Origin of the sequence: Collinsella sp. CLA-AA-H302, from assembly GCF_040093305.1 — a bacterium.
GTDB lineage: Bacteria > Actinomycetota > Coriobacteriia > Coriobacteriales > Coriobacteriaceae > Collinsella.
Window position 1 is genome coordinate 26,901 of record NZ_JBBNJW010000004.1, and the last position, 12,039, is coordinate 38,939.

Sequence of the window (12,039 nt, forward strand, 5' to 3'; positions counted from 1 at the left end):
ATAGATCGGCCAACGCGGACACACGCCACACGAGGCGCCTTCGTATGATGGGCCAATTGTAGCCCACGGGTCACACGCTAAACGAACCGTACCCCGAATCCGCGTTTGATGAACGGCAGCAGCTCCATTGCCTCGGGCGTGATATGGCCCGCAACGTTCATGCGCTCGTCACCGGGAAGATCGACCCGCGCAATCTCAAGCTCGCCTTCGTAGCGCCCATATCCGCTATTGCTCACAGCGATCGACCCCGCCTTTCGCGGCAGGCCGGCTCCGGCATCCGTCGGCACGGAATCCGGCTTATGCGTCGTACGTGACTCCTGAGACCTAAAGATGAGGACACTCGAGTCGGGCCGGTCGTGATGAATCTGCCCGCGCACATAGGCATAACCGGGCTCAAGCTCGCATTGCAGGTCCACGTATCCGGCGGAAACTTGAGCAAACTGCGCCCAGCCCGCATCGGAAAGATCGGGGTCGCCGACCAACACAATGTCGCAATCGGCGCCATGTGCAAGCTCAAGCATATTGAGGGCAACCTTTGACGCGCGACCGCGCTGCGTCTCGACCGTCGGCAGTCCCTCGAATACCGGCCCGCGAACGTTGGCATCGCCCGGCACAAAAGCCATGATTTCGAATCCAAGCGCCGCAAGACGAAGATTCACCCGAGCAATGTCCTCCAGAGCTAAACCGGTATAAGGCTTGGGGTAAAAATTGTGGCAGGCGGCAAAACGAGTCACATCGGCACCGGCCTCACGCCACGATGCGATTTCATCAGAACTCACCGTCGATGCATTGACCACAATGCGAAATACACCGGACAGCTCCGCGACCCGCCGGGCGCTAAAGCCATAGTCCAAACGAAGGTATTCCAACCCCAGATCGCGCAGGTCCTCGATGCGCTCAAGCCCGAGCAAATCGCACGTGCGCGGCCCCACATCGGCAATGAGCGCAATGCCGCGGGCGGAAAGCAGCGACAGCACATGACGGACCTTATCGGTATACGCCGCTCCCCCATCCTCGGGAATATGCAGCGAGGTGAACGCATAGCGCGCACCCGCCGCGGCACCGTGTTCAATCGTCCGCTCAATATCCTGCAGAGGGTTGGAAAGATAAATCGAAATACCCGTTTTCACGCTTCAACACTCCTTTAAAAAAGGCCGGCGGAGCAGTTAGCCCCGCCGGCACAACCATAGCATCAAGAAATCTGCCGCGCGCCGCGAGCCCTGAGCAACACGGCTCGCGATATCAAACTACTCGCCAAAGAACTCGTTGATCTTCTGCTCGTCGACGCCAAAGAACCACGTCAGGACAAAGCCGGCGGCATAGGCAAGCAGCATAGCGGCAACGTAGCCGAGCTGCTGACCAGGAACGACGATCAGCAGGCCAAACAGACCGGAAACGCCCTGAGAAACCGTGCCGATGTGAAGCAGCGCCGCGAGCGCGCCGCCAAATCCGGCACCCAGGCAGGCCGTTACAAACGGACGAACGAGCGGCAGCGTAACGGCATACATCAGAGGCTCGCCCACACCGAGGATTCCAACGGGAATGGACTCTGCGACGTACTTCTTGAGCTTGGCGTTCTTGGTCTTAAAGTACAGCGCCAAACCGGCACCGACCTGGCCGCCGCCAGCCATCATAAGGATGGGGAGCAGGTAATTGATGCCCTTGGTAGCGCCGTCGGGATCGTTGAGCATAGCGTGGATCGGCGTGAGCGCCTGATGCAGGCCGACGGAAACCAGCGGCAAGAAGCCTGCCGACAGGATATAGCCGCCCAGGACGCCCAGCTTCTCGAAGATAAAGGTCAAAACGCTAAAGATGGCAGCCGTCAGCCATGCGCCAACCGGCTGGATGACGAGCATCAGAGCAAAGGCGCCGATGATGAGCACCAGCAGCGGGGACAAGAATGTATCGAGTGCGTTGGGCATAACCTTGCGAATCTGACGCTCCATCCAGGCAAAAAATGCGCCAGCGATAAGAGCCGCGATCATGCCGCCCGCTGCGGGGTTGTACTGCGCATTGGTGAGCGGCAGCAGAATGGCAGTGGCAGGATCGGCCGCGCCAGGCGCAAGCAGGGGCATGGCACTGTTAGCGATACACATCATGCCGGCGATGCCGCCCAGCGCAGCGGAGCCGCCAAACTCACGTGCCGCGTTATAGCCCACCAAGATGGGCAGATAGGCAAACAGGGCCCAGCCCATGGAACGAATGCCCTGGTACCACCACTCGCCTGCAAGCGCGCCTGCCGTCGAGACGTTAATGACGTTGCAGATACCGTTGATGAGGCCAGCCGCAATGATGCCGGGAAGCAGGGCAACGAAGACATTGGAAATCTTCTTGAGGAAGGCCTGAACCGGCTTGGACTCGTACTTTGCCTTCTGCGCGGCCTTGTTTGTGGCCGCAGCGTCAACCACGCTCTCGTCGGCAACGCCTTTCGCAAGGCCGGTGAGCTTGGAGAACTCCTCGAGCACCTTATTCACCTTGCCCGGACCCAGCACGATCTGCATCGTGTCGTCCTCGACCAGGCCCATCACGCCGTCGAGTGCCTTAATGCCCTCCGCGTCGACGCTGCCCGTGTCTTTGACGGTCACGCGCAGGCGCGTCATGCACGCCGCGTTTGCCAGCACGTTGTCTTTACCGCCCAAAAGGTCCAGCAGCTTTTGAGCCAGCTCTTTGTTCGTCATAACTCCTCCTTGTATTGGGTATCTCGTCTGGATGTCATATCAGCTCACGCCGCGCACCTATTGGGCATCGGCATCGCTCTTCTCATGGCCACTCACCGCAGCACGGACATGGCCTCGCGCTCGCTCAAGAGCTACCGCAGCCTGCTCGGCATCGCAGTCCAGCAGTACCGAGACAATAGCGGTTTTTACGTGGCCGCCGGCATCTGCAAGCGCCTGAATAGCGCACTCGCGCGTGCAGCCGGTCGCCTCCATCACGATGTTCTGGCCGCGCACCACCAACTTCTCGTTCGTCTGCTGCACATCGACCATCAGGTTTTGGTATACCTTGCCGATCTTGACCATGGCACCGGTCGAAATCATGTTGAGAATGAGCTTTTGAACCGTTCCCGCCTTGAGCCTCGTTGAGCCGGTCAGTACCTCGGGACCGGGCACGGGTTCAATGGCAAGATCTGCGCTCTTCCCGATCTTCGACCCTTGGTTGCAGGCAATTGCAATGGTCTTGCACCCAGTTGCCTTGGCGTACACAAGGCCGCCCACCACATAGGGAGTACGACCGCTTGCCGCCAGGCCAACGACAAGATCCTTGTCCGAGAGTCCACGCCCCCGCAGGTCGCTCGCGCCAAGCTCCTCGCTGTCTTCGGCACCTTCGACAGCCTTGATAAACGCCATCTCGCCTCCGGCAATGAGCCCGACAATCAGATCGGGTGACACGCCAAACGTGGGCGGACACTCCGAAGCGTCGAGTACACCCAGACGACCGCTGGTGCCTGCACCCATGTAAAAGACGCGCCCGCCGCGCTCGAGTGCCTCAGCAGCCCAGTCGATTGCTGTGGCAACCTGGGGCAACACCTTCGTGACCGACTGGACGGCACGAAGATCCTCATCATTCATCGTCGTGACGATTTGCAGCGATGTCATCGTATCGAGGTCCATTGAACTTTGATTACGCTGTTCGGTCGTGAATTTTGTTAAATCGAGCATTTCATTCACCTCATCTTTCCTGTTTCTCGATGTAGTTTTGCTTAATGACATGCGTCACCCGTTCGTAATCGCTCGCAACGTAAGCAGCGTACAGGGCATCGACAACCATAAGCTGGGCCATACGCGAAGCCATGGCACCGCTGCGGACCAAGGGTTCACTCGCAGCGACGCCGAGCACGGCATCGGCCACGGTGGCAAGCTTGGATGATCCATCTACTTTGGTAACGGCCACAACGGGACAGTTGTGACGTTGAGCCTCGGCGGTGCAGTCCAGCACCTCTTGCGTCAAGCCCGAGTAGCTAAAGGCGATTGCCATATCGCCCTCATGCATGTTCTTGGCACACAAGAGCTGTTCATGCCAGTCGTCGTACAGATGGCACTCCTTGTCGACACGCATGAGCTTTTGCGCCAGATCGTGCGCGACCAAACGAGAGGCACCGATACCGAACAGATTGACCGCGCGTGCCCGCTTAAGATAGGCCGCACATCGCTCCAAGACGGTGTAATCGAGCGTTCGCGCCGTCGCTTCGATCGTGCGCACGTTGCTTTTCATCACCTTCCCCACGATACGTTCGACGCTGTCATCCATGGAGATGTCCTCGAGGGCAACGTCTTTCTTGTCACCCAAGAGCGCCAGCTCGGCAATCAGTTCGCGCTGGAACTCCTTGTAGCCCGCAAAACCCAAGCGCTTGCAAAAGCGCAAAATGCTCGAAGGCGAGGAGAACGTGGCATCGGCGAGACCGCGGACGGACAGCCCGACCACCTCGTGCGGATGAGCGCTTACATATGCAATGACATTGCGTTCCGCCGGGCTCGCGCTGAGCTCACGCTCGCGAAGCCGCAAAAGCAATCCGTTTGCCATCTCAAACACCTCCGTTGAGAAGAATTAAAGACCAACGAACGATTCGTACCGGATATAAACAGCTTTTACGGTACATTGTGCCGCATCGTGGCGCACAAAGGGCGAGCGTTCTACCGCTCGCCCCTCAAATCCGACCGCTCGGAAATACGCGCGACACAAAATAATTCAACAAGGTCGCATTATCAAAAACGGGCTTGTTACCGGCTAGCGCCTCGCATGGGCGCCGATCGGCCGAGTCGCATGGCGCACCAACACCGCTGCCAGCAATACCAACAGCATCGCGGTAACATAGCCCGCAGCATCGAATCCTAAATCGATAACGTCGAAATGCCTGCCGGGAACAAAGATCTTATGTACCTGATCACCAACGGAGCAGACGGCGCAAAAGAGCAACACGGGCACGCAACGGGAGCATACGCTCCACGGACGCCTGGAAAAGCAAACCACGACCACCGAGGCGAACAATCCGACGAAGAAAAACTCTACGGTATGGGCAACGCGACGGACGTTCGTGCCCACCCACATGCGAATGGAAGCAAGTCGGCCAGACCGGACATTCGAAGCAGCCGAATCGGTGCCCCCCGGTCATCCCATTCTCGGTCTGAGCTTCACCCGCGACATCGGCAGCCTGTACGCCCGTAGCTTGACCCTCCACCACACGCGCGGTGGACTCGCTCAGCAACGACGTCTCCACCGCATTTTGCTCCGTCAGCACCCAGATGCCCGCCAGCGTTGCAGTAAACAGAACGATCGCGGTCCATCCGATTATTTGTTTTACGCGCGCCAAGGGCCTACCTCCTTTTTTGAATATCAGCGAGTGTAGCCCCAAATGACATCGTCACCGTATCAAAATTTGAATCGCAACAGGAAGCGCCAAAGCGACGCAAACCCCTACCCCGCCTCGCGCATCCAGCGATCGAACGTCCCCATGCACACGCCCAGGCACTTTGCTGCCTGGCTGCGGGTAATATCGCCTGCCTCATAGCTATCGCGTACCAGCTCAAACTGAGGAGGGCACGGCTTGCGAGGTCGACCGAAACGGACCCCTCGCGCCCGCGCCGCTGCAATCCCCTCCGCCTGGCGCCGATGAATATTCTCGCGCTCCACCTGCGCCACGTAGCTCAGCAGTTGTAGCACAATATCGGCAATCAGGGTATTGGTCACATCCGGCGCGCCGCTGGCCCTGGCGCGCGTGTCAAGCAATGGCATGTCCAACACCACAATGGCAACCCCGAGCTCCTTGGTAATGCGTCGCCATTCCTCAAGAATCTCGGAGTAATTACGGCCAAGCCGGTCGATAGAAAGCACCACCAGCACGTCCCCGTCTCCCAGGATGTGCAGCAGCTCGCGATACCGCGGGCGATCGAAGTCCTTGCCGCTCGCATGGTCGGCATAAATATTCGCCGAGCCCACGCCATAGGCGCCCAGCGCATCCAGCTGCCGATTTAGATTCTGATCGCGCGAACTCACCCGCGCATAACCATACACCGTCGCCATCTCATCCCCGCTTTCTTGTAAACCTGCCAAAAAGGGACAGGTTTATTTTGGTAGGTTTTACCTCTCGAATAGCAGGTAAGCGGGCGGCCGAGCGGACGGCAAGGTAGCTATGATCCAAATGCGGAGGGCGGCCCCGAAAGACCGCCCTCCGCTCTCCCGCCATGAGTCGAGATTTGGCTAATGGATAAGCTTAAAGTCCAAGTGCCCACGCGTGGTATTGACGCGCGAAACCTCGATAATCACGCGCTGGCCCAGTTCATAGCGAGTCTCCGTGTCGGCGCCCGTCAGCGTAAGCGCATCCTCGTCGAACTCGAACCACTCGTTGCCCAGACTCTTGATCGAAACCAAGCCTTCGACCTGCGTCAGGTCCAAGCGCACAAAGAGGCCCATGCTGCTGACCCATGAGACCGTTCCGGCATAGCGCTCGCCCAGGCAATCCTCATAGTACTGGGCAATCTTGATCTTTTGCGTCGCATGGCTAGCGGCATCTGCCGCGCGCTCGGCATCGCTGCATGCGCGGCAGATCTGCGGCAGAATGCGCGGCAGCGACTCGCGCCCCTTGCCGATCAGCCGCGGTGTACGGACCAGGGCGTCCTTGCCGCCGAGCTGCTCATAGGCCAACTGCAGTTTGAGCACGCGGTGCACCACCAGATCGGGGTAGCGACGGATGGGACTCGTAAAGTGACAGTAGCACGGCGCGGCGAGCGCAAAGTGGCCCTCGTTGCGCGGCTTGTACAGTGCGCGCTGCATGCTGCGCAGAAGCAGCGTGTTGACGAGCGGTGCGTTGGCCGTACCGGCGGCAGCATCAACTGCAGCCTGTAGCTCATCGGGACTCCCCAGGGCGATACCGGCAGCACGGCGATCGTCGATGATGCCCAGCTGCGCCAGCGCAACGGCGGCACCGTGCAGGCTATCGGGGCTCGGATCCTCATGCACGCGATAGCAGGCCTCGATATCACGGTCTGCCAGCCACTCTGCAACGCACTCGTTGGCGAGTAGCATGGCTTCCTCGATAAGCGACGTGGCACACGAACGCTCGCGCGCCACAATCTGCACGGGTACTCCGTCCTCATCCAATAGAGCGCGAATCTCGGCCGTGTCAAAATCGACTGAGCCGCGGGCACGACGAATACGACGGCGAAGTTCGGCGAGTTCGTTGGCGGCGACAAGGAAATCGCCGAGGTCGACGTTATAGCCGCGAGCAGTTTCCTCGCACGCAAGACCGCGCTCAAGCGCCTCCTCGCGCGAGGCCTCAGCAGCCGCAACATCCTCGGCCGCACCCTCCAGCACCCCATACTCCACCGCGCCGGCACGCACCAGCAGCGCCTCGGCGCCGTCATAGTCCATACGCACACGCGAGCGAATCACGCTGGGGTACGGATCGTAATGCCGCACGCGACCCTGCGCATCGAGTTCAATGTCAACGGTAAACGCAAGACGGTCCTCGTCAGGGCGAAGCGAACACAGGTCACAGGACAGGCGTTCGGGCAGCATGGGAAGCACGCGATCGGCCAGATACACCGATGTCGTACGATGGCGAGCCTCAAGATCGATATGCCCGTCCCAAGCCACATAGTGAGAAACGTCAGCGATATGCACGCCCAGCTTGTAGCCACCCTCGGGCGTGCGCTCAAGCGAAATGGCATCGTCAAAGTCGCGCGCGTCGACCGGGTCGATCGTGATGACAAAGCGGTCGCGCAGATCGCGGCGGAGCGGGTCCTTAAGCGCCGCGGACACATCGAGCGAAAGCCCCTCGGCCTCGTCCAGCGCGGCCTCGGGATAGCTATCGGTATAGCCGTAACGCGCCATCACATACTGAACACCCAAATCGGGCGCGTCATCTCCGCCAATGCGGCGTTCGATCGTCACGGTGCCCGATTCCAGGCGCGTCGGGTAGGTCAAAATGCGCGCGACAACGGCATCACCCGGGTGGACGCCCAGACGATCCGCCGAGGTATCCTCGGGCAGAATGAAGAAGTCGGCCTTCAGGCGCGAATCGAGCGGCTCGATCACACCGAGCGGACCAGCGGTCTGGTACGTACCCACCACGCTTATGGTTGCGCGCTCAACCACGCCTTCGATCACGGCGCGCCGCTCACCGTGCGGGCTGTTCTTAATGCTCACGGCAACGGTATCGCCATCCATGATCTCGCGCTTACCGCGGCCCATAACCTTGTAGTCGCCGCTCTCGGTTATGACATAGGCGCCATGCTCATGGAGCTGCACGCGCCCGGTCAGGCTCGGACGGCGTTCGCTGCGCACCGGCCCACGCTTATTGCGGGCACCGCGCTTATGCTTGTTATTGCGCCCCATGGCGCCTCCTATCTATCGATTGCGAACTCCAAAGAGTCTACCCAAATGATTCGCTTTCCTGCCGTCCCCTAGGGATCAAAAAACGGGCCGCCCCATAAGAGACGACCCGTTGGAAGGGATGAATTCCAGGCATGCCTACACGCGCAGGTAGCGGCGCATGGCGATGGCAGAACCAAAGAGACCGATAATCACACCGACCAGAATCAGCGCAGCATAGGTCACCAGGTAGTACTGCATCGGCAGGGCAAACGACATCCAGCCGATGCTCTCCTGCAGACGCGGAATCATCAGATTGCGCAGCAGCTCCAGAACGCCGATGGAAAGCAGCGAGCCCAAAATAGCCTGCAGTACGCCCTCGGTGATAAACGGGCCGCGAATGAAGCCGTTGCTGGCGCCGACCAGACGCATAATCGCAATCTCACGACGACGCGCCGTGATGGACAGGCGAATCGTGTTGTTGATGAAGATGAATGCGATAAAGGTCAGAAGGCCAACGAGCACCACGGCGGCGATGCGGATGTAGTTGGTCACCTGGAACAGGCGGCTCACTTCCTCCTGGCCGTACAGCACGCTCGCGTTGACGTCGCCGTCATCCGCGATCTTCTGGAAATCGGCGTTCTTCTTGAGCTTCTCTGCCGTGCTCTCGACCTTGGACGGATCGTCCATCTCAATTGCAAACGAAGCCGGCAGCGGATTCTGGCCATCGAGCGCGCTCATGGTGGCGTCGGCGTTGCCCGACATCTTGCTCGTATACTCGGCCAGCGCGTCGTCCTTGTCCTTATAGGTCACGGACTTGACGTTATTCCACGTCTTAAGCTCGGCCTCAAAAGCCTGAACATCGGCCTGATCGGCGTCATCACTAATGAACGCGTTGATGACAACCTGATCCTCGACGGTGCCGATCACGGAGTTCAGCATCGCGGAGCCCATGATGAACAGGCCGATGATAAACAGCGAAAGGAAGATCGTGATGACGGCGCCGAGCGAGGTAGTCCAGTTACGGAAGAAGTGGCTGATTGCCTCTTTGAAGGAGTAGCCCACGTTAGTTGGTGCCATAGTTGCCGTAACCTCCCCTCTCCTGGTCGCGGATAACGTGGCCGCCCTCGAGGGCGATCACGCGACGGTGCATGCTATCGACCATCTCGCGGTCGTGCGTGGCGACGATCACGGTGGTGCCGGTGCGGTTAATACGCTCGAGCAGCTTCATGATGCCCAGCGAGATCGCCGGGTCGAGGTTACCCGTGGGCTCGTCGCAGATCAGCAGCGGCGGACGGTTGACCATAGCGCGGGCGACGGCAACGCGCTGCTGCTCGCCACCGGAAAGCTGGTCGGGCAGCGAGTCCATCTGATCGGCCAGACCGACCAGACGCAGCACCTCGGGCACCTGGCTGCGAATAACGCCCTTGGGTTTGCCGATGCACTGCAGGGCAAACGCCACGTTTTCGTAGGCGGTCTTTTGCGGCAGAAGCTTAAAGTCCTGGAACACGGCACCAATCTGGCGGCGCAGGAACGGAACCTTGCGGTTCTTGATCTTCATGAGGTCCTGACCGGCAACCAGGATGCGGCCGCTCGTCGGCTTGACGTCGCGGTTGAGCGTCGACAGCAGCGTGGTCTTACCCGAGCCGGAGTGACCGACCAGGAAGACGAACTCGCCCGGATAGATCTCGATGTTGATGTCGTCGAGTGCAGGCTTGTTGGGCTGTGCCGGATAGATCTTGGTGACATGCTCCATAAGGATGACGGGCTCGACACCGGCCTGCTTGGCCATCTTCTTGCGGCTGGCCTGCGGATCGATGGGCGCAAACACCGAGGTAAAATCGGGGTTGTTGAGCGCGTTATCGAGGCTTGCGACCTCGGCTGCCTGATCGCTCTCGACCACCGGGGCAGCAGGCTGCGTGGGATCGGGAATAGCGGCAAAGAGACCGGACTGCGCAGGCTGAGGAACCGGCGTCGCAGGGGCCATGGGGTCGGGAATGCCGGCCATGGTAGGCTGCGGTGTGGCGGCGCCAGCCTGAGGCTGCTCCACGCGAGCGGTCACGGCCTGAACGGGCTCAAAACCCGCCGTGCCGGAAAGCGCGACATCGCTGGTGGGATTGTAGGCAAAGGGATCGGATGCCGGCTGTGCCTGATCTGCCGGCTGAGCGGGGGCCTGAGCAACAGGCTGGCCCTCTGAATCCGGAGTGGCGAAACGACTGCCCTGGACGCCTGTCTGCGTCTTGGGGGCATCATCGCCCGCACCGGAGGTACGGAAGTGGTTACCCACTGGTGCTCCTTATCGTCGTGCGTTTAAACTACATGAGCGCTTAGTATTTTAGCAGCATTAGCTTTGCTGCACATAAGAAGCATGGCGGGGTTTGGGTCTCACCGGCCGGGCGCAGGGTCACTCTCCAAATCGTCCTCGGACATGTCGGAGCCCCCGCTGCGCGCTTCGCGCGGCAGGGGCTCCTCCGTCCTGCGGAAAGATTTGGAGAGTGACCCTGTGTCCGGCCTGCGGCAACTAAGGGGTCGCCGCGTTTCTATTAGGTGCAGCAAATGCATGCTTGGGAGGGTCTGAATTGCACTTTGTTGGGATGGGCCCTTATCCCAATAGAAATCCTGCTTGATACGGCCTCTTTAGAAGTTGCGGTGAAATAGGGACTGTTTTAGAGGTTAAAAGCCCTAATCAGTCCTTATCTCACCGCAACTGAAACAGGGGCGCTCTCCAAGAGAGCGCCCCTGCCGGGTTTCCATAGTACTGGCGAAGCAGTCCTTGAGATCCGTCTTGCCTTATGCCAAGAACTCCTTGGTGGTCGCCACGATGTTGGCGGCGTCCAGGCCGTACTTGTGCAGGAGCTCGGCACCCGGGCCGGACTCGCCGAAGGTGTCGTTGACACCGATCTTCTTGAGCGGTGTCGGGCACTGCTCGCACAGGACGTCGGCAACGGCGCTGCCCAGGCCGCCGATCACAGAGTGCTCCTCGACGGTCACGACGTGGCCAGTCTTGGTGGCGCTCTTGACGATCAGGTCGGCATCGATAGGCTTGATGGTGTGCATGTTGATGACCTCGGCGTCGATGCCCTCGGCAGCGAGCTGCTCGGCGGCCTCGAGAGCCTCGCCGACCATCAGGCCGCAGGCGATGATGGTCACATCGGCGCCCTCGCGCATGACAATGCCCTTACCCAACTCGAACTTGTAGGTCTCGGGGTCGTTGATAACCGGCGAGGCCAAACGGGCGAAGCGCATGTACACCGGACCGTCGCACTCGTAGGCGGCGCGCGTCACGGCGCGAGCCTCGACGTCGTCGGCGGGAACGATCACGGTCATGCCGGGGATAACGCGCATGAGGGCGATATCCTCGCAGCACTGGTGCGTGGCGCCATCCTCGCCCACCGAGATACCGGCGTGCGTGGCACCGATCTTAACGTTGAGGTGCGGGTAGCCGATGGAGTTGCGGACCTGCTCAAAGGCGCGGCCGGCAGCGAACATGGCAAAGGTGCTCGCAAAGGCAACGCGACCGGTGGTTGCGATACCGGCGGCAACACCCATCAGGTTGCTCTCGGCAATGCCCACATCGAAGAAGCGGTCGGGGCAAGCGGCCTTAAACTTGCCGGTCTGCGTGGCGGCGGCCAGGTCGGCGTCGAGGACCACAAAGTCATCGTGCTCGTTGGCGAGCTCGACGAGGGCCTCGCCGTAGCTTACGCGCGTGGCGATTTTCTTGACGTCTGCCAT

At 60.2% G+C, this 12,039-nt stretch carries 9 protein-coding genes; all 9 read right to left on the minus strand.

Annotation, left to right across the window (positions count from 1 at the left end; all coding sequences use genetic code 11):
- Nucleotides 1-77 precede the first annotated feature (77 nt).
- The 9 genes from AAAV21_RS03830 to AAAV21_RS03870 all read right to left on the minus strand — a co-directional run bounded on the left by AAAV21_RS03830 (nucleotide 78) and on the right by AAAV21_RS03870 (nucleotide 12,039).
- The gene (locus AAAV21_RS03830) at nucleotides 78-1,130 is read right to left on the minus strand and encodes a MupG family TIM beta-alpha barrel fold protein (protein ID WP_349107612.1); all 1,053 of its coding nucleotides are present in this window, start codon (nucleotides 1,128-1,130) and stop codon (nucleotides 78-80) included.
- A 117-nt stretch (nucleotides 1,131-1,247) separates the two neighbouring features.
- Entirely contained in the window at nucleotides 1,248-2,678 is a 1,431-nt protein-coding gene (locus tag AAAV21_RS03835) for a PTS transporter subunit EIIC (RefSeq protein WP_349107615.1), read from the minus strand.
- 57 nt (nucleotides 2,679-2,735) lie between these two features.
- On the minus strand, nucleotides 2,736-3,659 hold the full coding sequence (gene murQ, locus AAAV21_RS03840; protein ID WP_349107617.1) for an N-acetylmuramic acid 6-phosphate etherase: 924 nt from the start codon (nucleotides 3,657-3,659) through the stop codon (nucleotides 2,736-2,738).
- A gap of 10 nt (nucleotides 3,660-3,669) precedes the next feature.
- On the minus strand, nucleotides 3,670-4,521 hold the full coding sequence (locus AAAV21_RS03845; RefSeq protein WP_349107619.1) for a MurR/RpiR family transcriptional regulator: 852 nt from the start codon (nucleotides 4,519-4,521) through the stop codon (nucleotides 3,670-3,672).
- A gap of 891 nt (nucleotides 4,522-5,412) precedes the next feature.
- Nucleotides 5,413-6,018: a recombinase family protein gene (locus AAAV21_RS03850; RefSeq protein WP_349107620.1), complete on the minus strand. Its 606-nt coding sequence runs from the start codon at nucleotides 6,016-6,018 to the stop codon at nucleotides 5,413-5,415.
- 177 nt (nucleotides 6,019-6,195) lie between these two features.
- A complete protein-coding gene (locus AAAV21_RS03855; protein ID WP_349107622.1) occupies nucleotides 6,196-8,331 on the minus strand; it encodes an RNB domain-containing ribonuclease in 2,136 nt (711 codons plus the stop codon).
- Between the two features lie 135 nt (nucleotides 8,332-8,466).
- Complete coding sequence (gene ftsX, locus AAAV21_RS03860) at nucleotides 8,467-9,387, minus strand: permease-like cell division protein FtsX (RefSeq protein WP_117778507.1); 921 nt, start codon at nucleotides 9,385-9,387, stop codon at nucleotides 8,467-8,469.
- Complete coding sequence (ftsE, locus tag AAAV21_RS03865) at nucleotides 9,374-10,594, minus strand: cell division ATP-binding protein FtsE (RefSeq protein ID WP_117583023.1); 1,221 nt, start codon at nucleotides 10,592-10,594, stop codon at nucleotides 9,374-9,376. Before ftsE ends, ftsX begins: the two co-directional genes overlap by 14 nt.
- 503 nt (nucleotides 10,595-11,097) lie before the next feature.
- Entirely contained in the window at nucleotides 11,098-12,039 is a 942-nt protein-coding gene (locus AAAV21_RS03870) for a transketolase family protein (RefSeq protein WP_006235309.1), read from the minus strand.